Consider the following 25,145-nt stretch of genomic DNA (forward strand, 5'->3'; position numbering starts at 1 on the left):
TCAGCCCTTGCCGCGGCGGGACAGGGCCACCGCTCCCCCGCCCGCGGTGAGCAGGACGAGCGCGCCGCCCGCGAGGTACGGGGTCATGGAGTTGCCGCCGGTCTCGGCGAGGCCCGCCTCCTCGACCGGGGCGCCCTGCGGTTCGATCCCGGGTGCCTCGCTGCGGACCGCGGGTGTCTCACAGGTGGCCTTCGCCAGGGTGACCGTGCCGGTCACCTCGGCCACGTTCAGCTTCAACGGGTTGACGGACACGGTGAGTTCGAGGGCGGTGGCGGCGGCCGTACGGGAGGTCGTCTGCGTCCTGGACAGGTCCAGGCGGACCTCGCCGACGCCGGGCACCTGGACGTCGGTGGTGCCGCCGGTGGTCACGGTGACCTTCTTGCCGAGGACGGTCACCGCGCCGAGCAGGTTGGAGGTCGCCGCCGGAGCCTTCCCGGCCTCGCAGGTCGCCTCGGAAGTGACGCCCTCCAGTTCGATCAGGGAGAGCAGGGGCAGCCCCGGGACGTGGATCCTGGCCTGCGCGAGGTGGGTGCGGCCCTCGGCCTTGGTGTCGGTGACCGTGGCCTTCGCCGAGGCCACGTCGGCGCGCAGCACGCTGAACGGCTGTCCGCCGTTCACGCCGTCCAACCGGGCGGTGAGCGTGGTCCGTTCGTCGCTGTGCGGTGCCTGGACCTCGTTGAGGGAGACCGCGAGCGGGATGTTCACGGTCTTGTTGAGCAGGGACACGTCGAGCCCGGTGCGCAGCACGACGGCGCTCGCCCGGCCCTGGTCGCCGGTCGCGTGCGCGGAGCCCGCGCCGGCCAGTGCCGCTGGTCCGGCGGCGAGGGCCGTGGCCGCCGCGACGGTTGCGAAACGGCGTGCGGGCATGCGGAAGTTGTTGCCGTTCAAGGTGGTGGGACCCCCAGAGAGACATGCTTGGGACCCCGTAAGGATGGGCGCGCGCACGGGTGGCCGTCAGCAAGCCGGCGAGGGTTCACTCCAACGTGAGTGCTCCGTGCACATCTTCGAATCCCTGGGCACGCACGTTCACCACCGTCACCCGGTCATCCCACGACCCGGCCGTTCAGCACGATCCGCCGCGGCGCGGCCAGCACCCGTACATCGGCCCTCGGGTCCGTCTCGTACACCACCAGGTCCGCCGGCGCTCCTTCGTCGAGGCCGGGGCGTCCGAGCCAGCGCCGTGCGCCCCATGTGGCCGCCGAGAGCGCCTGGAGGGGCGGGATGCCGGCGGTGACCAGTTCCTCGACCTCGGCGGCGACCAGGCCGTGCGGCAGGGTGCCCCCGGCGTCGGTGCCGACGAAGACGGGGATGCCGGCGTCGTAGGCGCCGCGGACGGTGTCGTAGCGGCGTTCGTGGAGTCGGCGCATATGGGCCGACCAGCGGGGGAACTTGGCTTCGCCGCCGTCGGCGAGCTTGGGGAAGGTCGCGATGTTGACCAGGGTCGGCACGATGGCGACGCCGCGCTCGGCGAAGAGCGGGATCAGCTCGTCGGTCAGCCCGGTGGCATGCTCGACGCAGTCGATGCCCGCCTCCACCAGGTCCCGCAGGGAGTTCTCGGCGAAGCAGTGCGCGGTGACGCGGGCGCCGAGGCGGTGGGCCTCGGCGATGGCCGCCTCGGCCGCCTCGCGCGGCCAGCTGGGGGCGAGGTCGCCGAGGTCGCGGTCGATCCAGTCGCCGACCAGCTTCACCCAGCCGTCGCCGCGGCGGGCCTCCCGGGCGACGTGGGCGACCAGGTCGTGCGGCTCGATCTCGTGGGCGTAGCCGCGGATGTAGCGGCGGGTACGGGCGATGTGCCGGCCCGCCCGGATGATCTTCGGGAGGTCCTCGCGGTCGTCGGTCCAGCGGGTGTCGGAGGGGGAGCCCGCGTCCCGGATGAGCAGGGTGCCGGTCCCGCGGTCGGTCAGCGCCTGCTGCTCGGCGGTGTCCCGGTCCACCGGGCCGTGCGCGCCGAGCCCGACGTGGCAGTGCGCGTCGACGAGGCCGGGCAGGGCCCAGCCGTCGACGGTACGGATGTCCTGGGCGGCCGTGGGGCGGTCGTAGGAGATCCGGCCGTCGATGACCCACAGCTCGTCCCGGACGTCGTCGGGCCCGGCCAGGACCCGGCCTCGCACGTGCAGCACCGCGTGATCGCTCATGCACCGCACATTAGTCAGCCGCTACTCGGACGTGCCCACCTGGTCCGAGTTCTCCTCCTCCACCTCGGCCATCGCCGGGTCGAGCAGGCGGGACAGGAAGTGGCGGGTGCGTTCGTGGCGGGGGCTGCCGATGACCTGGGCGGGGGTGCCGTCCTCGACGATCACTCCGCCGTCCATGAAGACGACCCGGTCGGCGACCTCGCGGGCGAAGGTCATCTCGTGGGTGACGACCATCATCGTCATGCCCTCGTCGGCCAGCATGCGCATGACCGCCAGGACATCGCCGACCAGCTCCGGGTCGAGCGCCGAGGTCGGCTCGTCGAAGAGCATCACCTCGGGGCCCATGGCCAGCGAACGGGCGATGGCCACCCGCTGCTGCTGGCCGCCGGAGAGGGAGGACGGGTAGGCGTCCGCCTTCTCCGCGAGGCCGACCCGCGCCAGGTTCTCGGCGGCGACCTCGGCAGCCTGCGCCTTGCCGCGCCGGAGCACCCGGCGCTGCGGCAGCGTGAGGTTCTCGGTCACCGTCAGATGCGGGAAGAGGTTGAACTGCTGGAAGACCATGCCGATACGGCGGCGGACGGCGTCGATGTCCACGTCCGGGTCGGTGAGTTCGGTACCGCCGACGAAGACCTGGCCCCGGGTCGGCTCCTCCAGCAGGTTGACGCACCGCAGCAGCGTCGACTTGCCGGAGCCGGACGGGCCGATGACACAGACGACCTCGCCCTGCCGGATCTCCAGGTCGATGCCGCGCAGCACCTCGTTGTCGCCGAAGGACTTGTGCAGGCCCTTGACGCGGATCTCGGGACGACTCACTTCACGGCCTCCTGGGCCTTGGCCTCCATGCGGCGCACGACGAAGCCGAGCGGGATCGTGACCAGCAGGTAGCACAGGCCCGCGACCAGGATCGGCGTGGAGTTGGCGGTGGTGCTGGCCAGGTCACGGCCGTACTTGGACAGCTCGCGCTCCTCCAGGGTGACACCGAGGAACAGCACCAGCGAGGAGTCCTTGAAGAGCAGCACCAGCTCGTTGGTCAGCGGCGGCAGGATGATCCGGAACGCCTGCGGGAGGACGATCGAGACCATCGCGCGGGCGGGCGAGAAGCCCAGCGAACGGGCCGCCTCCAGCTGCCCCTTGGGCACCGCCTGGATGCCCGCGCGGATCGTCTCGGCCATGTAGGCGGCCGCGACCAGGCCGAGCGCGAGCGCGACCTTGCCGTAGGTGCCGCCGGGGATCTCCGTGCCCGGGAAGGCCAGCGGCACGGCCACCCCGATGAAGATGAAGATCAGCAGGGCGGGCAGGCCCCGGAAGATCTCGATGTACACCCCGGCGAACCAGCGGTACGGGCCCACGGACGACAGCCGCATCAGCGCGATCACCATGCCGAGGACCAGTCCGAAGGCGAAGCCGGACAGGGTGTACAGCACGGTGTTCTTCAGCGCCAGCGTGATGATCTCCGGGAACATCTGCTCGGCGATGTCCGCCTGCGCGAACTGGTTCTGCAGACGGTCCCAGTCGGCCGCGAGCGCGAAGGCGATCACGGCCGCGACGAAGACGAGGTACTGGATGCCCTGGGACAGCTTGCGCTTCTGACGCCGGGTCAGTCCCGTTTTCTTGGGCTGCAGCTGTACGTCCGAATCGGCCATGGGGTCAGGACGCCGACGCGGACGGCGAGGCGGCGGACTCGTCGTACGGGCCGATCCACTTCTCGTAGATCTCCTTGTACGCGCCGTCGGCCTTGGCGTCGGCGAGCGCCTTGTTGATCGCGGCGAGGAGCTCGGCGTTGCCCTTCTTCACCGTGAAGCCGTACTGCTCACCGGTGTTGATCTGCTCGGCGACCTCGAAGGCGTCGGCGTTGGCCTTGTCCTTCAGCCAGCCCTGCACGACCGGGTAGTCGATGACGACGGCGTCGACCTGGCCGGTGCGCAGGCCGTTGAGGACGGCGTCGGAGGACTCGAAGGAGACCGGGTCCAGGCCCTGGCTCTTGGCGTAGTCCTCACCCGTGGTCTGCGCCTGGGCGCCGACCTTCTTGCCCTTGAGGTCCGCGAAGGACGCGACGCCGCTGTCCTTGTCGGCGAGGACGGCCTGGGTGGCCTCGAAGTACGGGTCCGAGAAGTCGACGTTCTTCTTGCGCTCCTCGGTGATGGTCATGCCGGCGGCGGCGAGGTCGCACTGGCCGGCGTTGAGGGACCCACCGGTCTTGAAGTTCTCGAAGGGCTGGTCGACGATCGCCTGCTTGACGCCCAGGTCGTCCGCGACCAGGTCGATGAGCGAGACGTCGAAGCCCTGCACCTTGCCGTCGATCTCCGACTGGAAGGGCGGGTAGGGCAGGTGGGTGCAGGTGGTGAGCCGGCCCGCCTTGACGAGCTCGACACCGCCGGCGGCGGTCTTGGTGCCGCTGCCGCCGTCGTCGTCCGAGGAGCAGCCGGCCACGAGCACCAGCCCGGCCGTCGCGGTGGTGGCGGCCAGAATGCGGGTCCGGCGCCCGAAGGTCGTCTTCACGGGGGAGCCTCCTGTACGGGAACTGTGCGTTCCGATTATAAGGAGAAGTTTGAGTCCCTCAAAACAAACCCATGGCTGCCGGGGCGTTCGGCCTAAGAAGTCGGGAGCAGAGGCCCCTCGGGTCGGGCACTACGCTCGACTCCGTCGACCCTCATGACCGAGAAGAGAGCACCGCCGTGACCCACCCCTTCCTGGATCTCGCCCCGCTGAGCGCAGCGCAGTTCGCCTCGATCGAGGACCGGGTGGCGCGGCTGCTGGACACCCGGCAGGACGTCGTGATCATGCAGGGCGAGGCGCTGCTCCCGCTGGAGGGCGCGATCCGCGGCGCCGCGGGCCCCGGCACGACCGCCCTCAACGTGATCACCGGCCCCTACGGGCAGACCTTCGGCGACTGGCTGCGGGACTGCGGCGCCACGGTGATCGATCTGGCGGTGCCCTTCCACACGGCGGTCACGGCCGCGCAGATCTCCGAGGCCTTCACCGAGCACCCGGAGATCGACTTCGTCTCCCTGGTCCACGCGGAGGCGGCGACGGGCAACACCAACCCGGTGGCGGAGATCGGGGAGGTCGTCCGCGCGCACGGCGCCCTGTTCTACCTGGACGCGGTGGCGTCGATCGGCGCGGAACCGGTGCTGCCGGACGCGTGGGGCGTCGACCTGTGCGTGATCGGGGCGCAGAAGGCGATGGGCGGCCCGGCGGGAGTGTCGGCGGTGTCGGTGAGCGAGCGGGCGTGGGCGCGGATGGCCGCGAACGCCCAGGCCCCGCGCCGCTCGTACCTCTCCTTGCTGGACTGGAAGGAGAGGTGGATCGACGGCGGCCGCCGCGCCCTGCTGCACGCCCCGGCCCAGCTGGAGATGCTGGCGCTGGACGCGTGCGTGGAGCGCATCGAGGCGGAGGGCCTGGACACGGTGATGGCCCGGCACGCGGCGGCCGCGGCGGCGACCCGTGCGGGTGCGGTCGCCCTGGGCGGCGGGCTGGAGCCGTACGTGCACCGGGCGGCGGAGGCGGCGCCGGTCGCGACGACCCTGCGGACCCCGTCCGGGGTGGACGCCTCGGGGGTGGTGGCCAGGGCCCTGAGCCTGGACCCCACGCTGCCGCTCGCCGCGGGCGGGGGCGCGCTGGCCAAGGAGATGATCCGGGTGAGCCACTACGGCACGGACGCGACCCCGGAAACGGTACGGCGGTGCCTGGCGGCGCTGGAGGCCGCAATGACGCACGAGGACATCCACCGAGTTACCGAATGCTGAATTCAAGGTAATTCTGAATTCTTTTTCACGGGCAGCTTACCGTTCTCTTCTGCCCTGTTTTTTTTGAGCTAAACGCAAAGATTTCGTGCAGGTTAAACGGTTGTGACGCGTTACACATCGCGTCCCTTTTGCGGTTTTTCTCTCGGGCAAATCGGGTGTTTCCCTCCTCGCGCGGATAACATATCCGGCCACGCCATGGAACCCCGCACGGCCATGCATTTTTCAATTGCCATCGGTAAGTTCAATTCGCATGACTGCCGCACAAGCAGACCTGCAAATCGACCGGCCGACGGTGGCCGACGGCGCCGCGCTGTGGCGGATCGCCCGGGACTCCAAAGCCCTCGACCTGAACTCGTCCTACAGCTATCTGCTGTGGTGCCGCGACTTCGCCGGCACCTCGGCGGTCGCCCGCGACGAGCACGGGCAGCCGGTCGGCTTCGTCACCGGCTACGTACGGCCGGACCGTCCGCACACCCTGCTCGTCTGGCAGGTGGCGGTGGACGACGCGTACCGCGGACGCGGTCTCGCCGCCGCCCTGCTCGACGGTCTGGTCGCCCGGGTCGGCGGCGAGTACGGCGTCACCCGCGTCGAGACCACCATCACACCCGGCAACACCGCCTCCGAGCGGCTGTTCACCTCGTTCGCCGAACGGCACGGCGCCGCACTGGAGCGCGAGGTGCTGTTCGAGACGGGCCTGTTCCCCGACGGGCCGCACGACCCGGAAGTCCTGTACCGCATCGGTCCCCTCCCCCACTGAACCCCCCACGCATCGAGGAGCGATTCGTCGTGACCATCACCCAGCCCGACCTCAGCGTCTTCCAGACCCTGGAGTCCGAGGTGCGCAGCTACTGCCGAGGCTGGCCCACCGTCTTCGACCGTGCGCGCGGCAGCCGTATGTACGACGAGGACGGCCACGAGTACCTGGACTTCTTCGCCGGCGCCGGATCACTGAACTACGGGCACAACAACCCGGTCCTGAAACGGGCGCTGCTCGACTACCTGGAGCGCGACGGCGTCACGCACGGGCTCGACATGTCGACCACCGCCAAGCGGGCCTTCCTGCAGACCTTCCAGGACCTGGTGCTGCGGCCGCGCGATCTGCCGTACAAGGTCATGTTCCCGGGGCCGACGGGCACCAACGCCGTGGAGTCCGCGCTGAAGCTGGCGCGGAAGGTGAAGGGGCGCGAGGCCATCGTCTCGTTCACCAACGCCTTCCACGGCATGTCGCTGGGCTCGCTCGCCGTCACCGGCAACGCCTTCAAGCGGGCCGGCGCCGGTGTCCCGCTGGTGCACGGCACGCCCATGCCGTTCGACAACTACTTCGACGGCCAGGTCCCCGACTTCCTGTGGTTCGAGCGGCTGCTGGAGGACCAGGGCTCCGGGCTCAACAAGCCGGCCGCGGTGATCGTGGAGACCGTGCAGGGCGAGGGCGGCATCAACGTCGCCCGCGCGGAGTGGCTGCGCGCGCTCGCCGGGCTGTGCGAGCGCCAGGACATGCTGCTGATCGTGGACGACATCCAGATGGGATGCGGCCGTACCGGTGCCTTCTTCTCCTTCGAGGAGGCGGGCATCACCCCGGACATCGTCACCGTGTCCAAGTCCATCAGCGGCTACGGACTGCCCATGTCGCTCTGCCTGTTCAAGCCGGAGCTGGACATCTGGGAGCCGGGCGAGCACAACGGCACCTTCCGCGGCAACAACCCCGCCTTCGTCACCGCCACCGCCGCCCTGGAGACCTACTGGGCCGACGGCTCGGCGATGGAGAAGCAGACCCGGACCCGCGGTGAGCAGGTCGAGCAGGCGCTGATCTCCATCACCGAGGAGAACCTCGCCGATGTGAAGGAGTACCGGGGCCGCGGCCTGGTGTGGGGCCTGGAGTTCCACGAGAAGGCCCGTGCCGAGCGCATCGCGCGGCGCGCCTTCGAACTCGGGCTGCTCATCGAGACGTCCGGCCCCGAGAGCGAGGTCGTCAAGCTGCTGCCCGCCCTCACCATCACCCCCGAGGAGCTGGACGAGGGCCTGAGCGTCCTCGCCCGGTCCGTACGAGAAACCATCTGATCAGGAGGCGTCCAGAACCGTGATCGTCCGTTCGTTCAAGGACATCGAAGGCACCGACCGGCATGTGAAGGCCGCGTCCGGCACATGGGAGAGCAAACGCATCGTCCTCGCCAAGGAGCGGGTCGGCTTCTCGCTGCACGAGACGATCCTCTACGCGGGGACGGAGACGTCGATGTGGTACGCGAACCACATCGAGGCGGTCGTCTGCGTCGAGGGCGAGGCCGAACTGACCGATCACGAGTCCGGGCTGACCCACTCGATCACGCCCGGGACCATGTACCTCCTGGACGGCCACGAGAGGCACACGCTGCGGGTGAAGCAGGACTTCCGCTGCCTCTGTGTCTTCAACCCGCCGGTGACCGGCCGGGAGGACCACGACGAGAACGGCGTGTATCCGCTGCTCACCGAGGACGAGGAGGTGTGACGCATCATGACGATGACCGAGACGACTGAGATGACCGACCTGTACCCGAGCCGAGGCGCCACCGAGGTGACGACCCCCCGCCGCGACCCGGTCGTCTGGTCCCCGCCCGGCACACCGGGACCGATCTCGGACCCGGACCTCCAGGCGTACGAGCGCGACGGCTTCCTCGCCGTCGACCAGCTCATCACCGACGACGAGGTCGCCGTCTACCGGCAGGAGCTGGAGCGGCTGGTCACCGACCCGGAGATCCGCGCCGACGAACGCTCGATCATCGAGCCGCAGTCCAAGGAGATCCGGTCGGTCTTCGAGGTGCACAGGATCAGCGAGGTGTTCGCCCGGCTGGTGCGCGACGAGCGGGTCGTCGGGCGGGCCCGGCAGCTGCTCGGCTCGGACGTGTACGTCCACCAGTCCCGGATCAACGTCAAGCCCGGGTTCGGCGCCAGCGGCTTCTACTGGCACTCGGACTTCGAGACCTGGCACGCCGAGGACGGCCTGCCGAACATGCGTACCGTGTCCGTCTCGATCGCGCTGACCGAGAACTACGACACCAACGGCGGACTCATGATCATGCCGGGGTCGCACAAGACGTTCCTCGGCTGCGCGGGGGCCACGCCGAAGGACAACTACAAGAAGTCCCTGCAGATGCAGGACGCGGGCACGCCCTCGGACGAGGCGCTGACCTCGCTGGCCGCCCAGCACGGCATCCGGCTGTTCACCGGCCGGGCCGGTTCGGCGACCTGGTTCGACTGCAACTGCATGCACGGTTCGGGTGACAACATCACGCCGTTCCCGCGCAGCAACGTCTTCATCGTGTTCAACAGCGTGGAGAACAAGGCGGTCGAGCCGTTCGCGGCGCCGGTACGGCGGCCGGAGTTCATCGGCGCCCGGGACTTCACACCGGTGAAGTAGTCCCGCCCCGCATCACCGCCACGCCGTCGACGCGGCCGTCTCCCGTACGTTCCGGAGACGGCCGCGTCGCCTGTGGCACCCGTCAGGACGAGAGAGCCGTCAGCAGGCGGTCCACGTCGGTAGGGGTGTTGTAGAGGTGGAAGGCGGCGCGCAGGTTGCCCGCGCGGTTGGAGACCTCGATGCCCGCCTCGCTCAACTCCGCCTGGCGGTGGCCGAGTTGCGGGACCGAGACGATCGCCGAGCCCGGGGACGGGAGCGGGGTGTGGCCGAGGTCGGCGAGGCCGGAGCGGAAGCGGTCGGCGAGGGCGACGTCGTGGGTGTGCACGGCGTCGATGCCGAGCTCCTCGATGAGGGAGAGGGACGCGGCCAGGCCGGCGTAGGTCAGGAGCGAGGGACTGACGTCGAACCGGCGTGCGGAGTGGGCGAGTTCCTGGACCGGGCCGTAGCAGCTCTCCCAGGGCAGCTCGCCCGCGACCCAGCCCGCGAGCAGCGGGGTCAGACCGCCGAAGTCCTCGGGGGTGACGAAGAAGGCGTTCCCGTGCGGGCCCATCAGCCACTTGAAGCCGACGGCGGCGAGGAAGTCGTAGGAGCCGGCCTCCATGGGCAGCCAGCCCGCGGACTGGGAGGCGTCGACATAGGTCCGGGCGCCGTGCGTACCGGCCGCCTCGCGTACCGCGGTCAGGTCGGCGAGGCGCCCGTCGGCGGACTGGACCGCGCTGACCGCGACGAGCGCGGTGCCCGGCCGAACCGACTCGGCGATCCGCTCCAGCGGCACGGCCCGCACCTTGAGGTCGCCGCGCATGTGGAAGGGATTCACCAGGGAGGCGAAGTCGGCCTCAGCGGTGAGGACTTCGGCTCCGGCGGGCAGCGAGGCCGCGATCAGCCCGCCGTACTCGGCGACCGAGGCCCCCATCGCGACCCGCTCGACCGGCACCCCGGCCAGCCGGGCGAACGCGGCCCGGACGCGCTCCGCGTCCTCGTAGAGGGAGCCGATCGGCAGCCCTTCGGCCCGCATCCGCAGGGCCTCCTGTACGGCGGTGACGGTGCGGGCCGGCAGGAGGCCGTTGCTCGCAGTGTTGAGGAAGGTGTGCTCCGGGGCGAACTCGGCACGGACGAGGCTCTCGAAGGTCTCCATGGGACCACTCTGCGGCCCCTGGAACTCCCCGTCCATTGCGAATATTTACGTGGTTTCGCTAAGCGGTCCTTATAGGTCCGGCCCGACCTGCGCTTTTCAGCTCTGCGGCACCGCGCAGCCGTCGGGCCCGCAGGCCTCGGCCCCGCCCTGGTCGATCAGGGTCAGCGGGGAGCGCTCGCCCCACGCCTGGGTGAGGGCCTGGGTGAAGACCTCGGCGGGCTGTGCGCCGGAGATGCCGTACGTGCGGTCGATGACGAAGAAGGGGACACCGGTCGCGCCGAGCCGGGCGGCCTCGCGCTCGTCGGCGCGGACGTCGTCGGCATAGGCGGTGGGGTCGGCGAGCACCGTGCGTGCGCCGTCCGCGTCGAGACCGGCGGCGGCGGCCAGCCGTACGAGCCGCTCGTCGTCGCCGAAGACGGAGTCCTCCTCGGCGAAGTTCGCCTCGTACAGGGCCTGGATCAGCTCGCCCTGGCGGCCGTGTTCCCTGGCGAAGTGCAGCAGGCGGTGCATGTCGAAGGTGCTGCCGTGGTCGCGGCCGCGGGTGCGGTAGGCGAGACCCTCGGCGGCGGCCTGGGTGCCGAGGTTGTCCTCCGCGGCCTGGGCCTGCGCCTCGCTGATGCCGTACTTCTTCGCGAGCATCGGGACCACCGGGCCGGTGTCGTCCTTGGCGCGGTTCGGGTCCAGCTCGAAGGAGCGGTGCACGACCTCGACCCGGTCGTGGTGCGGGAAGGCCGCGAGCGCCTTCTCGAAGCGGGCCTTGCCCACGTAGCACCAGGGGCAGGCGATGTCGCTCCAGATCTCGACGCGCATGGTTCTCGGCTCTCTCCGGTTCGGGCGGGCGCGGAGACACCCTCCGCGAAAGTATGTGAACGTTCAAGCGGCCGGGTTCATTCCCTGGGCCGTCCCGAGGCGGCTGAACTGGGCCCGGTAGGCGCTCGGGGTCAGTCCGGTACGGCGGACCAGGTGGGCGCGGAGCGAGTCGGCGGTGCCCAGGCCGCAGGCGCGGGCCACCTGGTCCATCGCCAGCGTGGTGGTCTCCAGCAGTTCCCGGGCCCGCTCGACGCGCTGGTGGAGCAGCCACTGCAGCGGGCTCACCCCGCTCTCGGCGTGGAACCGGCGGCTGAGGGTGCGCACGCTCACCCCCGCGTGCCGGGCCAGGTCGGTGAGGGTGAGCGGCTTGTCGAGGTTGCGCATGGCCCAGGCCCGGGTGTCGGCGCAGGCGGTGCCGCGCTCGGGCGGCAGCGGGGTCTGGGTGAACTGGGTCTGCCCGCCGGGCCGGACCGGCGCGACCAGGGCGAGGCGGGCCACCTCGTTGGCGACGGCGGCGCCGTAGTCGGTGCGGATGATGTGCAGGCACATGTCGATACCGGCCGCGTAGCCGGACGCGGTGAGGATCTGGCCGTCCTGCACGTACAGCACGTCGCCCTGCACGTCGAGCGCCGGGTAGCGCTCGCGCAGTTCCCGGGTCAGTTGCCAGTAGGTGGTGGCGCTGCGCCCGTCGAGCAGTCCGGCCTCGGCGAGCACGAAGGCGCCGCTGCAGATGGAGGCGACGCGCTTGCCGGCGGCCGCGGCCCGGCGGACGGCGGCGACGGTGCGCGGCTCGGGCGCGAACCGCTCCCCGGTGCCGGCGACGAGCACGGTGTCGGCGTCGTCGAGGACCTCCAGACCTCGGCCGACGTGCAGGTCCAGGCCGCCGGTCGTGACGATGGTCCCCGGTTCCGGGGTGCAGACGGTCACCTCGTACCCGGGCGCGCCGTCGACGAGCGTCCGTTCGAAGAACAGTTCCGGGATGGCGAGGTTGAACATCGACACCCGGAAGGGAGCGATGACGGCGACGCGGTGCATGGCCAGAACCTCCGGACGTATGGCATTCGGGCCACTACTGTACGCCGCCCAAGATCCGCAGGATGGGGGCATGTCAACGAAGCAGACCGCCGGACCGACGGGCACCGGCACCCCGTCGCACCTCGAGCGGCCCTCTCCCGCGCTTACCCTCACCGCGGCGCTCCTCGGCTTCGGGCTGATCTGCCTCGACGCCTCCGTGGTGAACGTCGCCCTGCCCGCGATCGGCGACTCCTTCGGCAGCGGCATGTCGGGACTGCAGTGGGTGGTGGACGCGTACATGCTGCCCCTCGCCGCGCTGATGCTCTCCACCGGTGCCTTCTCCGACCGGGTGGGCGCGAGCCGGGCGTATGCCCTCGGCACCGCGGTGTTCACGCTGGCCTCGGTCGCCTGCGGCCTGGCCCCGAACCTCCCGGTGCTGCTCGGCGCGCGGGTGGCGCAGGGCATGGCGGCGGCGGTCGTGCTCCCGGCCTCGCTGTCGCTGGTGCGGCAGGCGTACCCCGACACCGCGGGGCGGGCCCGGGCGGTGGCCGCGTGGGCGGCGGGCGGTTCGGTGGCGGTGGCGCTCGGCCCGGTGGTGGGCGGGGCGCTGACGACGGCCCTCGACTGGCGGGGGATCTTCTTCGTGAACCTGCCGGTGGGCCTGCTGATCGTGGTCCTGCTCCGCCGGGCCCCCCGCTCCGACCGCCGTCCGGCGCCGCTGGACGTCCCGGGCCAGGTGACGGCGGCGCTGGCGCTGACCTCGCTGGCGTTCGCGGTGATCGAGGGCGGCACGGTGGGCTGGGCCGCGCTGGGGGTGGCCGTGGTGTCGGCGGCGGCGTTCCTGCGCATCGAGGCGCGCCATCCGCATCCGGTCGTGCCGCTCGCCCTGTTCCGCAACCGGGCGGTGACCGCGGCGGTCGCGGCGGGAGCGGCGATCAGCGTCGCCTTCTACAGCATGGTCTTCGTCTTCTCGCTCTTCTTTCAGCAGGTCCAGGGGCTGAGCGCGCTCCACACGGGTCTGCTGTTCCTGCCGATGACCGGCCTGATCGCGGGGACGAACGTGATCGCGGGCAAGCTCGCGAGCCGCCACGGCACCCGCCTGCCCATGCTGCTGGGCCAGGGCCTGGCCGTCGCGGGACTGCTCCTCCTGCTGTACGTCGACGCCGACACGCCGCCGGGTCTGCTGGCGGTGCTGCTGGTCCCCATGGCGCTGGGCTGCGCGCTCACGGTGCCGTCGCTGACCGCGGCGATGATGGACGCCGTGCCGGCGGAGCGGGCGGGTCTGACGGCCGGTGTCCTGAACGCGGCGCGTCAGGTGTCCGGAGCGCTCGGGATCGCGGTCTTCGGGGCGCTGATCTCCGACGGTTTCGTGACCGGGATGCGGCTGGCCGTCGGCATCAGCGCGGGGCTGCTCGCGGTGACCTTCGTGCTCAGCTTCCGTCTCGCAGATCGCGCGGCCAGGTAGGCCGGAAGGCGATGTGGTCGTACGTCACGACGCAGCCCTCGCCGAGCGGCGACTGGGTCATGAAGCCGACGAGGGCCGCGCCGGTCTCCTGCTCGTCGGCGAGCGTGAACAGCCGGACGAAGGTCCACCGTTCGCCGTCGCGGGAGGCGTGGAAGGCGAAGGCACGTCCGGTGCGGCTGACCCGGAGCCACACCGAACTCCCCTCCACGGTGAAGGAGTTGGCGTCGTCGGAGTGTCCCCGGGTGACCACCGTGCAGACGGTGGGCACGTCCGGGGAGTTCTCCAGGCAGAGCTTCGCCCAGGCCCGCTCGCCGACGTGGACGTACAGCACCCCGGCGTCGAAGGCACCGGCGAACCCGACGGTCACCCGGGCGATGAGCTGGAACTCCCCCTCGGGCGCCCCGAGCAGGCGGGGCGCGTCGGTGGCCGGGTCCAGTGCGTCACCGGTGGGCGGCACGAACCGGTCCTGCCCTGCGCCGGCCCATCCGGTGAGGACCCCGTCCTCGTAGGACCAGTGGCCGTCGGGGCCGTAGGTGCGCAGCGGGAAGGGCAGTTCGGGGAGTTTCAGTTCCATCGTCCTAGCGTTCCAGACGGCCGTTGAACCTGCGCGGCAGTCCCAGCGGATTGCCGTCCCTCAGTTCCGGCGGCAGCAGTGCCTCGGGCGCGCCCTGGTAGGCGACCGGGCGCAGCCACCGCTCGATGGCCGTACCGCCCACCGAGGTCGACGTGGAGGTCGTGGCCGGGTAGGGGCCGCCGTGATGCTGGGCGGGGGCCACGGCGACGCCCGTCGGCCAGCCGTTCACCAGCACGCGCCCCGCCAACGGCGTGAGTTCCGCGAGCAGTTCGGGGCCGCGGCCCTGACCGGCGGCCTCCTCCGAGGACAGATGGACGGTCGCCGTCAGGTTGCCGGGCAGCCGCGACAGCACCGCCTTGGCCTCGGACTCGTCCGTGTAGCGCACGACGACGGTGACGGGCCCGAAGCACTCCTCCAGCAGCAGGTCGTGCGCCCCTTCCTGGGCCAGCCGGGCCGCCGGGACGGTCAGGAAGCCCGGGCTCACCGTGTGCTCGCCGCCCGCCCCCGGGGCCACCGGGGAGGTCACCTCGGGCAGTTCGGCGCGCTCGGCGACCCCGGCGACGAAGTTGTCCCGCATCCGGTGGTCGAGCAGGACCCCGGCGTCGACGCCGCTCACGGCGTCCGTGAGGGATTTGACCAGCTGGTCCCCGGCGTCACCGGCCGGCGCGAGCACCAGCCCCGGCTTCACGCAGAACTGGCCCACGCCCATGGTCATCGAGCCCGCGAGCCCGGTACCGATGGCGTCGGGCCGCTCGGCCGCGGCGGCCTCCGTGATGAGCACGGGGTTCAGCGAGCCCAGCTCGCCGTGGAACGGGATCGGCACCGGCCGGGCCGCCGCCGCGTCGAAGAGGGCCCGCCCGCCGCGTACCGAACCGGTGAAACCGGCCGCGGAGACCAGCGGGTGCTTGATCAGCTCGACGCCCGCCTCGAAGCCGTGGACCAGGCCGAGGACTCCCTCGGGGATGCCGTGCTCGGCGGCGGCGTCCCGCAGGACCTGGGCGACCAGCTCGGACAGGGCCGGGTGGTCGGGGTGGGCCTTGACGACCACCGGGCAGCCGGCGGCGAGGGCGCTCGCCGTGTCGCCGCCCGCGACCGAGAAGGCGAAGGGGAAGTTGGAGGCGGAGTAGACGGCGACGACGCCGAGCGGCACCTTGTAGCGGCGCAGGTCCGGGACGGGCGGGGTCGCGGTGTCGTCGGGGTGGTTGATGACGATGTCCAGGAAGGCGCCCTCGTCCACGATGTCCGCGAAGGCGCGCAGCTGGTAGCAGGTGCGGGCGAGTTCGCCGGTCAGCCGGACCGGGCCGAGCGCGGTCTCGGCGTCGGCGGCCTCGACGAGCCGGTCCTTGGCGTCCTGGAGCCGGTCCGCGGCGGTGCGCAGGAAGGCCGCGCGGACCGTCCGGTCGGCGAGGGCGCCGCGCGCCTCCTGCGCGGCGCGGACGGCGGCGTCCACCTCCTGGGCTGTGGCCTCCACCGCAACCTGCTCGCGCTGCTTCCCGGTTCGGGGGTCGACACTCCAGACTGGTGCTGCTGCCACCGCGGGTCCCTCCACATGTATTGCCGCAGTACGGGGGTCATTCACCAGGGTTGTTCGATATACTGAACGCTGTCCCGCATGGTGAATATGCTTGCGAGACTATTTCCCGCCGAACGAAGGGGTCAAGCACGATGTCGGCAGGCGAGACGGGGGGCGGGGCGCAGGTCAAGTCCGCCGTGCGGACGGTTGAACTGCTCGAGTACTTCGCCGGACGCCCCGGCATGCACTCCCTCGCCGCGGTCCAGGAGGCCGTCGGCTACCCCAAGTCCAGCCTGTACATGCTGCTGCGGACCCTGGTGGAGCTGGGCTGGGTGGAGACCGACGCGACGGGCACGCGGTACGGCATCGGGGTGCGGGCGCTGCTGGTCGGCACCTCGTACATCGACGGCGACGAGGTGGTGGCGGCGGCGCGGCCGACGCTGGACCGGCTGTCGGACGACACCACCGAGACCATCCACCTGGCGCGCCTGGACGGCACGAACGTGGTCTACCTGGCCACCCGCCAGTCCCAGCACTACCTGCGCCCCTTCACCCGCGTGGGCCGCCGGCTGCCCGCCCACTCGACCTCCCTCGGCAAGGCGCTGCTCAGCACCTTCACCGACGAGCAGGTCCGCAAGATGCTCCCCGAGACCCTTCCGGCGCTGACCGAGAACACGATCACGGACCGCGAGCGGCTCATCGAGGAGCTCCGCCAGGTCCGCGAGCAGGGCTTCGCCGTGGACCGCGAGGAGAACACCCTGGGCCTGCGCTGCTTCGGCGTGGCGATCCCCTACCGCACCCCGGCCCGCGACGCGATCAGCTGCTCGGTCCCGGTGGCCCGGCTGACCCCGGCCCACGAACAGCTGGTCAAGGACGCCCTGTTCGACGCCCGCGACCGGCTGACCCTGGCCACGCGCCGGCTCTAGGCCGAGCCCCTTCTCCCCCGTCAGGCGGAGTGGGATCGTCGCTGGGCAGGACGTGCCGGCGGCGGGTTCCGCGAGAGCGTGTACGCATGACGCAGTCACTCCTCGCCCGGCCCGCCGGCGCCCTCGATCCCTCCGGGCGGCGTGTGCTGCTGCGCGCCGTCGCGATCGTGTCCTGTCTGCCGTACCTCGGGCTGAAGGCCGCGTGGCTCGCGGGCAGCGAGACCGGGATCCCCGAGGGCAGCTCCCTGCTGGAGCACCGGGCCGCGGTGGCCGTCGCCAACGGCGTCACGCTGCTGATGGACGCCTGTGTCATCGTGCTCGCGCTGGTGCTGACCCGGCCCTGGGGGCTGCGGGTACCGGCCTGGCTGCTGGTGGTGCCCCTGTGGGTCGCCACCGGGCTGCTCGCGCCGATCATGACCGGGTTCCCGCTCCAGCTCCTGGTGAAGCTGGGCGGCGGCACCGTGAACTCCGCGGGGGACACCGGAGGCGAACCCTTCCTCCACGACTGGGTGTTCGCGGTGGTGTACGGCGGATTCATCGTGCAGGGGCTGGCGCTCGGGACCCTGTTCGCGCTGTACGCCCGCGACCGCTGGGGCCACCTGTGGCGGGGCCGGGTGTGGGAGCTGCCCCGCGCCCGTGTCGGCACCGTCCAGCGGGTCGGCGCGGTGGCGGCCGCCGCGGTCGCCCTGGTCCCGCTCACCCTGCACCTGCTGTGGGCCTGCGGGGTCGGCGCCGGACCGGACAAGGCCCGCACCGCCGACTTCCACGTCCTCCAGGCGCTGGACGCCCTCTTCCTCCTCGCGGCCGTGGGCGGCGCCCTGCTGCTCGCCTTCCGGGGCGTCCCGGTGCTGCCCGTCCGTGTCCCGCTCGCCCTGGCCTGGGTCGGTTCCGCCGCCGCGGCCTGCTGGGGAGCGTGGCTCACCCTGGCCTCCCTGATCGACCCCGGGTCCGTGACCGGGCCGATGCACCTCGCCTACGCCGGCCGGATGCTCACCGGCGTCCTGGTGGCGGTCGTAGGGGCCCACTTCCTCGCGCGGCGGGCCGCCGTCCTCCCCCGGCGCCGCACGTGAGGGAGTTCGCCCGGTTCCTGCTCGGGCGGCGGACGCGCCGGCGGTGGATCCATCTGATCCTCGGCGGCGCGCTCGCCATGCCGTACGTCTTCGTCGGCCAGATCGTCGTCGGCCCGGCCGTGCACGCCCGCTATGTGTTCGCCGATCTCCTCGCGCAGCTGCTGTCGTTCGCCGTCGCGCTGCCGCTGGCCGCGCTCACCGCGGCGCTGTTCCCGCTCACCCGTCCGCTGGAGGCGGGGGCGGTGCGCTCGCTGTGCGGGGTCGGCGCGGAGCGGCTCTCCTCCTCCCCCGCCCGGGGCCGGGCCGCCAGGGGGCGCGCGGCGGCCTGGTTCACGCTGCATCTGGGCCTCGGCGGGATCGTCTCGGGGATGTCGCTGGCGCTGCCGCCGTTCGCCGCCACGCTGATCGCCCTGCCGGTCGTCGCCGTGGTCCGCGACGACCTGCTCGGCCTGCCCGAGGCCCTGGACCGGGGCTGGGTGCTGGCGCTCATGCCGGTCGCGGGGGCGGCCTGCCTGGTGGCGCTCGCGGCGTGCGCGGCCGTCGCGGGCGGTCTGCTCGCCCGGTGGGCCCCGGCGCTGCTCGGGCCCACCCCCGAGGACCGGCTCGCGGCGGCCGAGGCGCGCGCCGCCGATCTCGCCGTACGCAACCGGCTCGCGCGCGAGCTGCACGATTCCGTGGGTCACGCGCTGAGCGCGGTCACGCTCCAGGCGAGCGCGGCCCGCCGACTGCTCGACCGCGACCCGGAGTTCGTCCGTGCGGCGCTCACCGCGATCGAGGAGACCACCCGGCGCACGGTCGGTGAACTCGACGCCTTCCTGGGGGTGTTGCGGGAGGGCGACGCGCCCGGCACGGCACCCGCGCCCACCCTCGCCGCCGATCTGGACGGACTGCTGCACCGCACGAGGGCGTCCGGGCTGCGGGTGACCGCGACGATCGACGCCGACCCGGAGAGCCTGCCGCCCGTCCTGTCCCGCGAGGCCTACCGCATCGTGCAGGAGGGCCTGAGCAACGCCCTCAAGCACGCGGGCAGGCCCGTGCTGCTGCGGATCGCGGTGACCTGCGGACACCTGGAGATCACCTTGGAGAATCCCGTCTCAGCCACCTCCACCTCCACCTCCGCCTGCCGTCCCGGCGGCGGGCACGGCCTGCGCGGCATCGCCGACCGTGCCCGGCTGCTCGGCGGGACGGTGGAGGCGGGCGCCGCGCACGGGGTGTGGCGACTGCACGTAGGACTGCCCCTGAAGGGACCCGCATGACGATCCGTATCGTCGTCGCCGACGACGAGTTCATGGTCCGCACCGCCCTGCGCGCCATCCTCTCCGCCGAGCCGGACCTGGAGGTCGTCGGCGAGGCGGCGACCGGCGCCGAGGCGGTGTCCGTCGTCCGGGAGCTGACCCCGGACGTCGTCCTGATGGACGTCCGGATGCCGGAGACCGACGGCATCCGCGCCACCGAGCAGATCCTCGCCACCCTCGCCGAGCCGCCGAGGATCGTCGTGGTCACCACCTTCGAGAACGACTCCTACGTCTACGACGCCCTGCGCGCCGGAGCCGCCGGGTTCCTGCTCAAGTGGTCCGACGCCGACACGCTGGCGCAGACGGTACGGCTGGTCGCGCGCAGCGACACCCTGCTGTTCCCGGCGGCCGTACGCACCCTCGCGGCCGAGCACGCGCGCGCGTACCCGGCGCCGCCGCCCTGGGTGGCGCGGCTCACCGGCCGGGAGAGCGAGGTGCTGCGGCTGATGGCGGGCGGGCTGACCAACGCGGAGATCGCCGAGCGCATGGCGGTCGGTCCGGCCACCGTGAAGTCGCATGTGGCGGCCGTCCTGGCGAAGACCGGCACCCGGGACCGCACCCAGGCGGTGATCGCGGCGTACGAGGCCGGTCTCATGAACTCCCGGTTCTCATGAACGCCCGGTTTTCATGAACGCCCGATGAGAAAAATGCCACCGGGGAACGATGTGCCCCCTTTCGCTCGTCCTGACGGGTGCAATGAACAAGACGATCAGGCGCGCATCGGTCTTCACCCTGCTCATGGTGCTGGCCCTGCTGGTCAGGGCCACCTGGGTGCAGTTCTACGAGGGCCGGGCACTCGCGGACGACACGGACAACCGGCGGAACGCGATCGAGACGTACGCGGCACCGCTCGGGAACATCATCGTGGCCGGGGAGGCGATCACCGGCTCGGCGCGGACGAAGGGCAGCGACCTCGCGTACAAGCGCACGTACACCGACGGCGAGCTGTACGCCGCGGTGACGGGCTATGCCTCGCAGGCGTATGCGCCGACCCAGCTGGAGGGCATCTACCAGGACGTCCTCAACGGCACCGACAGCCGGCTGCGGACCGTGCTGGACACCGTCACCGACCAGCGGGCCGAGCCGGGCAACGTCGTCACCACGATCGACCCCGAGGTGCAGCGGGCGGCCTACGACGCGCTCGGCGACAAGAAGGGGGCCGCGGTCGCGATCGACCCGGCCACCGGCAGGATCCTGGCGGTCGCGTCGACCCCGTCGTACGACCCCTCGTCGCTGACGGACGCCAACACCGCCGGGGCGGCCTGGAAGCAGCTCACCAAGGACGCCGACAAGCCGCTGACCAACCGCGCGCTGCGGCAGCCGGTGGCGCCGGGTTCGACGTTCAAGCTGGTCGTGGCGGCGGCCGCGCTGGAGGACGGGCTGTATTCCTCGGTCGACGAGGAGACGGACAGCCCGGACCCGTACACGCTGCCGGGCACGGTCACCGTGCTGGAGAACGAGAACAAGTCGGCGCCCTGCGAGAACGCCTCGATCCGGGTGGCGCTCCAGTACTCGTGCAACAACGTCTTCGCGAAGATGGCCTACGACCTGGGCCAGGACAAGGTGCGGGCGACGGCCGAGAAGTTCGGCTTCAACGACGACGCGCAGGACGTGCCGGTGCGGGCGTACGCCAGCGTGTACCCCTCCGGCATGGACGAGGCGCAGACCGCGCTGACGGGCATCGGCCAGTTCGACGTCACGGCCACCCCGCTGCAGATGGCCATGGTGTCGGCGGCCCTCGCCAACGGCGGCAAGCTGGTCTCGCCGCACATGGTGGCGCAGGTGACCGACGGCGGCGGGGACGTCCTGCGGGACTACGACTCCGACGCGGACACCGAGCGGATCGTGAGCGCCTCGACGGCCAAGCAGCTGCGGTCGGCGATGGAGACGGTGGTCTCCGAGGGCACGGGCACCAACGCGCGGATCTCCGGCGCGACGGTGGGCGGCAAGACGGGTACGGCCCAGCGCGGCGAGAACAACAGCGAGACGCCGTACGCCTGGTTCACCTCGTACGCGACCGCCGGTGACCAGCAGGTCGCCGTGGCGGTGCTGGTGGAGCAGTCCGACGCCGCCCGCTCCGAGGTCAGTGGCAACGGGCTGGCGGCGCCGGTGGCGAGGGCGATGATGCAGGCCGCGCTCGAGAACTGAGGCGGGCCGCGCTACTTGACGCCGAGGATCTGCTCGATGGGGTCGATGGCGAAGTAGACGAGGAACAGCGCCGAGGTGCCCCACAGCAGCCAGTGCACCTCCTTCGCCCGGCCCAGCACCGCCTTGATGACGACGTAGGCGACGAAGCCGGCCCCGATGCCGTTGGTGATGGAGTAGGTGAACGGCATCACGGCGATGGTCAGGAAGGCCGGGATCGCGATCTCGTACCTGTCCCAGTCGATGTGCTTGACCTGCGTCATCATCAGGAACCCGACCGCGACCAGGGCGGGTGCCGCGGCCTGGAGCGGGACGATGGTGAGCAGCGGGGTCAGGAAGAGGGCGAGGGTGAACAGGCCGCCGGTGACCAGGTTCGAGAAGCCCGTTCGCGAGCCCTCGCCGACGCCGGCCGCCGACTCGATGTAGGAGGTCGCGGAGGACGCGGACGCCGCGCCGCCCGCGACCGCCGCCGCGCCGTCGATGAGCAGGACCCGGCCGAGGCCGGGGACCTTGCCCTCCTCGTCCAGCAGGTTCGCCTCGGCGCTGATGCCGACGACCGTGCCCATGGTGTCGAAGAAGTCGGACAGCACCAGCGTGAAGACGAGCAGCACGACGGTGATGACGGTGGTCTCACTGAACGCGCCGAACAGGCTGAACTGGCCGAGCAGCCCGAAGTCGGGGGTGTCGACCAGCTTCTCGGGCCACTCGGGCGTGGTCAGGCCCCAGCTCTTGACGTCGGCCAGGGAGTTGATGACGAGCGCGACCAGCGTCATGACCACGATGCTGATCAGGATCGCGCCCTTGACCTTGCGGGCGAGCAGGCCGATCGTCAGCAGCACGCCGAGGCAGAAGACCAGGATCGGCCAGCCGGTGAGGCTGCCGGTGCCCCCGAGCTGCACCGGAACCGTGGTGTTCGCCGCGTCCGGGATCCGGCTGACGAACCCGGCGTCGACGAAGCCGATGAAGGCGATGAACAGGCCGATGCCGACGCTGATCGCCTGCTTGAGCGGTTGCGGGATGGCGTGCATGACCGCCTCGCGCAACCCGGTGACCACCAGGACGCAGATCAGCAGGCCCTCGAGGACGACTAGGCCCATCGCGTCGTCCCAGCTCATCAACGGGGCGATCTGGAAGGCGACGACGGCGTTCAGGCCGAGGCCCGCGGCGAGCGCGAGGGGGAGATTGCCGCCGACGCCCATGATGATCGTCATGACGGCGGCCACCAGAGCGGTGGCGGTGGTGAGCTGGGCCGGGTCGAGGGTCTCGCCGAACTTGTCCTTCGCGCTGCCGAGGATGATCGGATTCAGGACAAGGATGTAGGCCATCGTGAAGAACGTGGCGAATCCGCCGCGTATCTCCCGGCCGAGCGTGGACCCTCGTTCGGAGATCTTGAAGAAGCGGTCGACGCTGCTCACGGGGGGAGGCGTGCCCTCCGGCCGGTCGACGGCCTGCTGGGTCTCGGACATGACTGCGGCTCCTCGGTGCCTGAATGATCGGTGTGCGGATGCTGGCTGGATTGTTCCCGTGTCGAACCCGGTGCAGGTTTTCCCCGTGTTACGGAATCGGCCTGCTCATGTGCGGCATGCCATACAGTGTTCGAAGTTCCGTACGAATACAGAGACACCGTCAGGAGAGGTCGTGGGCACAGTCGTCGACGACGCCGCCTCCGTGGAGTTCCATGCCTTCTTCGAACGCCACTACGCCGAACTGTCCCGCCTGGCCCATCTGTTGACGGGTGAGGCGGACGCCGCCGACGATCTCGCGGCGGATGCCCTGCTGGCGCTGTGGCACCGCTGGGACCGGGTCCGCGCCGCCGACCACCCCGTCGCCTACGCCCGGGGCGTGGTCGCCAACCTGGCCCGGACCCGGATCCGCGGCGCGGTGCGCGAGCGGCGCCGGGTCGCCCTGTTCTGGTCGCAGCGCGAGGAGCGGGCCGAGAACCCCGACGTGGCCGGCGTGGTCGATGTGCAGGAGGCGCTGCGTAGACTGCCGTTCCGCAAACGCGCCTGTGTGGTGCTGCGGCACGCCTTCGACCTCTCGGAGAAGGACACCGCCCTGACCCTCGGTGTCTCGGTGGGTACGGTGAAGAGCCAGACCTCGAAGGGCATGGCGGAACTCCAGCGGCTGCTGGGCCCCCAGGCGGCACCGCTCAGGATGCACGCGGCGATGGCGCGGACCGGTGACGCCGCGGGAAGGGACCGATGACGATGCGGCGGGACGTGCACGACGAGCTGCGCGCCCGGCTGCTCGAGGCGGCCGGGGCGCACGAGCCGGACCGCGAGCGCATCCTCGCCCGGATCGAACGCGGCATGGCCGAAGAGGCCCGTCCCGAACACCGGGCGACCCGTCCGCCGGTGTTCGGCTGGATGCGGGTGGCCGGTGCCACGGCCGCGGTCGCGGGTGTGCTGGCCGTCGGCGGCTACGCGGTGGCGTCGGCCGTCAAGGAGGACACCGCGCAGCAGACGGTGGCCACTTCGCCCACGCCCACGCCGTCACCGGACGCGACGAGCCGCGCCCCCCTCCCCCCGGCTCCGCCCGCGGATCCGACGGAGGAGGACGGGCCGCTCTGGTCGGACGGCTCGGTCGACCCGCACAGCAACGAGTTCTGGGCCCAGAGCAATGTGACCCTGAAAACCGGCCGCCAACTTGCCGCGCTGACTGTCGAGTTGACGGTCGCGCAGACCGGCGGGGTCACCTCCACCGGCGCCTGGCGGTCACTGCCCGAGGACGACTTCGCGCTGACGGTCGCCGAGCGGGACGGCTTCCTCGTCTACACCTGGCGGCTCAAGGACGGCCGTACCGTCCCGCCGGGCGAGTGGGTGTTCGCGGGGCAGTACGACCATGAACGCGGCGGACGGGACGCGAAGGACGACGACTACGCGGCGACGGCCCGCGCGGGAGACCAGGAGTTCACCGTGGCGGGCGACTTCGCGCCGCGCTCATAAGAAATTTCCGGAAGCGTGGCAACCCTTTCCCGGCCGGTGGCGACCAGGTAGCGCAAGACACCTCTCCCCACGCAAGGAACGAGCATGACTGCACCAGCTGAACAGCGCGTCCGCCACCGCCGCAAGGTCACCAAGCGGCGAGCGGTGATCGCCGGAGCCTCCGCCCTCGGCATCACCGGCGCGGCGATCGTCACCACGACGATGCTGTCCACCGCCGGCGCCGCGTCCCCTTGGCCGACGGCCAAGGGCAGCCAGGCCGTGACCGGCACCATCAAGGTCTCGGGCACCTACGACGGCGGCTACAAGAAGTTCTACGGCAGCGGCGCGCTCGGCGGCGACAGCCAGGACGAGGGCCAGGACCCGGTGTTCCAGCTCGCCGACGGCGCGGTCCTGAAGAACGTGATCATCGGGAACCCGGCCGCGGACGGCGTGCACTGCCTGGGCTCCTGCACGCTGCAGAACGTGTGGTGGCTGGACGTCGGCGAGGACGCGGCCACCTTCAAGGGCAAGTCCGCCTCCGCCGTGTACACGGTGTACGGCGGCGGCGCGAGGAACGCCTCGGACAAGGTTCTCCAGTTCAACGGCGCCGGCAAGCTGGTCGTGAGCAAGTTCCAGGTGGCGAACTCCGGCAAGCTGGTGCGCAGTTGCGGCAACTGCTCCACGCAGTACAAGCGCACGGTCATCATCAGCGACGTGGATGTCACCGCGCCGATGAACTCCATCGTGGGCATCAACACCAACTACGGGGACACGGCGGCGCTGCGCAAGGTCCGCATCCACGGCGACAGTTCCAAGAAGATCAAGACGTGTGTCCGCTTCAAGGGCAACAACACCGGTGCCGAGCCGACCCAGCTCGGTGTGGGCCCGGACGCAACGTCGTGCCGCTTCACGGCGTCTGACATCACGTACCAGTAACCCCATGGACCTGCTGACCTGAGCCCCCCTCGGTCAGCAGCGGAACGCCCCCGCCGGTGACGACCG

Annotated in this window: 25 protein-coding genes; 14 read left to right on the forward strand and 11 right to left on the reverse strand. The window is 71.3% G+C overall.

The annotated features are described in order from the left end of the window. From ACWD11_RS04475 to ACWD11_RS04495, 5 genes are all read right to left on the reverse strand, one after another. Entirely contained in the window at positions 1–888 is an 888-nt protein-coding gene (locus ACWD11_RS04475) for an SCO1860 family LAETG-anchored protein (RefSeq protein ID WP_389418789.1), read from the reverse strand. A 155-nt stretch (positions 889–1,043) separates the two neighbouring features. Next, the gene (locus ACWD11_RS04480) at positions 1,044–2,135 is read right to left on the reverse strand and encodes an amidohydrolase family protein (RefSeq protein WP_389418788.1); all 1,092 of its coding nucleotides are present in this window, start codon (positions 2,133–2,135) and stop codon (positions 1,044–1,046) included. A 21-nt stretch (positions 2,136–2,156) separates the two neighbouring features. Next, positions 2,157–2,948, reverse strand: coding sequence for an amino acid ABC transporter ATP-binding protein (locus ACWD11_RS04485; protein ID WP_451281234.1), 792 nt, complete (start codon positions 2,946–2,948; stop codon positions 2,157–2,159). Further along, on the reverse strand, positions 2,945–3,778 hold the full coding sequence (locus ACWD11_RS04490) for an amino acid ABC transporter permease (RefSeq protein ID WP_389418786.1): 834 nt from the start codon (positions 3,776–3,778) through the stop codon (positions 2,945–2,947). Before ACWD11_RS04490 ends, ACWD11_RS04485 begins: the two co-directional genes overlap by 4 nt. A 4-nt stretch (positions 3,779–3,782) precedes the next feature. Continuing rightward, entirely contained in the window at positions 3,783–4,634 is an 852-nt protein-coding gene (locus ACWD11_RS04495) for a transporter substrate-binding domain-containing protein (protein WP_389418785.1), read from the reverse strand. Between the two features lie 176 nt (positions 4,635–4,810). Between ACWD11_RS04495 and ACWD11_RS04500 the strand changes: the two genes are divergently transcribed. The 5 genes from ACWD11_RS04500 to thpD all read left to right on the forward strand — a co-directional run bounded on the left by ACWD11_RS04500 (position 4,811) and on the right by thpD (position 9,272). After that, positions 4,811–5,881, forward strand: a complete 1,071-nt coding sequence (locus ACWD11_RS04500; RefSeq protein ID WP_451281237.1) for a pyridoxal-phosphate-dependent aminotransferase family protein — start codon at positions 4,811–4,813, stop codon at positions 5,879–5,881. Between the two features lie 250 nt (positions 5,882–6,131). Then, a complete protein-coding gene (gene ectA / locus ACWD11_RS04505; protein ID WP_389418783.1) occupies positions 6,132–6,638 on the forward strand; it encodes a diaminobutyrate acetyltransferase in 507 nt (168 codons plus the stop codon). A 29-nt stretch (positions 6,639–6,667) separates the two neighbouring features. Further along, a complete protein-coding gene (ectB, locus tag ACWD11_RS04510; RefSeq protein WP_389418782.1) occupies positions 6,668–7,939 on the forward strand; it encodes a diaminobutyrate--2-oxoglutarate transaminase in 1,272 nt (423 codons plus the stop codon). Positions 7,940–7,958: 19 nt separating this feature from the next. After that, positions 7,959–8,363, forward strand: coding sequence for an ectoine synthase (locus ACWD11_RS04515; RefSeq protein WP_451281239.1), 405 nt, complete (start codon positions 7,959–7,961; stop codon positions 8,361–8,363). Positions 8,364–8,375: 12 nt separating this feature from the next. Then, positions 8,376–9,272: an ectoine hydroxylase gene (gene thpD, locus ACWD11_RS04520; protein WP_451281855.1), complete on the forward strand. Its 897-nt coding sequence runs from the start codon at positions 8,376–8,378 to the stop codon at positions 9,270–9,272. Between the two features lie 82 nt (positions 9,273–9,354). Here the strand turns inward: thpD and ACWD11_RS04525 are convergent, their stop codons facing one another. The 3 genes from ACWD11_RS04525 to ACWD11_RS04535 form a co-directional block, all read right to left on the reverse strand. Then, positions 9,355–10,407, reverse strand: a complete 1,053-nt coding sequence (locus ACWD11_RS04525) for an aminotransferase class V-fold PLP-dependent enzyme (protein ID WP_451281241.1) — start codon at positions 10,405–10,407, stop codon at positions 9,355–9,357. Positions 10,408–10,503: 96 nt separating this feature from the next. Continuing rightward, positions 10,504–11,217, reverse strand: a complete 714-nt coding sequence (locus ACWD11_RS04530; RefSeq protein ID WP_389418779.1) for a DsbA family oxidoreductase — start codon at positions 11,215–11,217, stop codon at positions 10,504–10,506. Between the two features lie 63 nt (positions 11,218–11,280). Next, entirely contained in the window at positions 11,281–12,252 is a 972-nt protein-coding gene (locus tag ACWD11_RS04535; RefSeq protein ID WP_451122440.1) for a GlxA family transcriptional regulator, read from the reverse strand. Positions 12,253–12,322: 70 nt separating this feature from the next. On the opposite strand from ACWD11_RS04535, the gene ACWD11_RS04540 reads away from it, so the two are divergent. Next, positions 12,323–13,696 (forward strand): MFS transporter, encoded by a 1,374-nt coding sequence (locus tag ACWD11_RS04540; RefSeq protein ID WP_451281244.1) that lies wholly within the window; start codon positions 12,323–12,325, stop codon positions 13,694–13,696. Here the strand turns inward: ACWD11_RS04540 and ACWD11_RS04545 are convergent. Continuing rightward, positions 13,662–14,270, reverse strand: a complete 609-nt coding sequence (locus ACWD11_RS04545; RefSeq protein WP_389418776.1) for a DUF1349 domain-containing protein — start codon at positions 14,268–14,270, stop codon at positions 13,662–13,664. The genes ACWD11_RS04540 and ACWD11_RS04545 overlap by 35 nt on opposite strands. 4 nt (positions 14,271–14,274) lie before the next feature. Beyond that, complete coding sequence (locus ACWD11_RS04550; protein ID WP_389418775.1) at positions 14,275–15,804, reverse strand: aldehyde dehydrogenase (NADP(+)); 1,530 nt, start codon at positions 15,802–15,804, stop codon at positions 14,275–14,277. Between the two features lie 131 nt (positions 15,805–15,935). On the opposite strand from ACWD11_RS04550, the gene ACWD11_RS04555 reads away from it, so the two are divergent. The 5 genes from ACWD11_RS04555 to ACWD11_RS04575 all read left to right on the forward strand — a co-directional run bounded on the left by ACWD11_RS04555 (position 15,936) and on the right by ACWD11_RS04575 (position 21,222). Further along, positions 15,936–16,709, forward strand: a complete 774-nt coding sequence (locus ACWD11_RS04555; protein ID WP_389418774.1) for an IclR family transcriptional regulator — start codon at positions 15,936–15,938, stop codon at positions 16,707–16,709. A gap of 86 nt (positions 16,710–16,795) precedes the next feature. Further along, positions 16,796–17,779, forward strand: a complete 984-nt coding sequence (locus tag ACWD11_RS04560; RefSeq protein ID WP_451281247.1) for a hypothetical protein — start codon at positions 16,796–16,798, stop codon at positions 17,777–17,779. Next, positions 17,776–19,035 (forward strand): sensor histidine kinase, encoded by a 1,260-nt coding sequence (locus tag ACWD11_RS04565; protein ID WP_451281248.1) that lies wholly within the window; start codon positions 17,776–17,778, stop codon positions 19,033–19,035. Before ACWD11_RS04560 ends, ACWD11_RS04565 begins: the two co-directional genes overlap by 4 nt. Beyond that, a complete protein-coding gene (locus ACWD11_RS04570; protein ID WP_451281250.1) occupies positions 19,032–19,688 on the forward strand; it encodes a response regulator transcription factor in 657 nt (218 codons plus the stop codon). The genes ACWD11_RS04565 and ACWD11_RS04570 overlap by 4 nt, the downstream gene beginning before the upstream one ends. An 82-nt stretch (positions 19,689–19,770) precedes the next feature. After that, complete coding sequence (locus ACWD11_RS04575; protein WP_451281252.1) at positions 19,771–21,222, forward strand: peptidoglycan D,D-transpeptidase FtsI family protein; 1,452 nt, start codon at positions 19,771–19,773, stop codon at positions 21,220–21,222. A gap of 11 nt (positions 21,223–21,233) precedes the next feature. Here ACWD11_RS04575 and ACWD11_RS04580 read toward each other — a convergent pair whose 3' ends face one another. Further along, positions 21,234–22,685, reverse strand: a complete 1,452-nt coding sequence (locus ACWD11_RS04580; RefSeq protein ID WP_451281254.1) for an NCS2 family permease — start codon at positions 22,683–22,685, stop codon at positions 21,234–21,236. A 172-nt stretch (positions 22,686–22,857) separates the two neighbouring features. Between ACWD11_RS04580 and ACWD11_RS04585 the strand changes: the two genes are divergently transcribed. The 3 genes from ACWD11_RS04585 to ACWD11_RS04595 all read left to right on the forward strand — a co-directional run bounded on the left by ACWD11_RS04585 (position 22,858) and on the right by ACWD11_RS04595 (position 25,079). Next, the gene (locus tag ACWD11_RS04585; RefSeq protein WP_451281256.1) at positions 22,858–23,424 is read left to right on the forward strand and encodes a SigE family RNA polymerase sigma factor; all 567 of its coding nucleotides are present in this window, start codon (positions 22,858–22,860) and stop codon (positions 23,422–23,424) included. Then, positions 23,421–24,164, forward strand: a complete 744-nt coding sequence (locus ACWD11_RS04590) for a hypothetical protein (protein WP_451281258.1) — start codon at positions 23,421–23,423, stop codon at positions 24,162–24,164. The genes ACWD11_RS04585 and ACWD11_RS04590 overlap by 4 nt, the downstream gene beginning before the upstream one ends. An 84-nt stretch (positions 24,165–24,248) precedes the next feature. Beyond that, a complete protein-coding gene (locus ACWD11_RS04595) occupies positions 24,249–25,079 on the forward strand; it encodes a pectate lyase (protein ID WP_451281260.1) in 831 nt (276 codons plus the stop codon). Positions 25,080–25,145 lie beyond the last annotated feature (66 nt).

Source organism: Streptomyces sp. NPDC002776 (assembly GCF_053592195.1).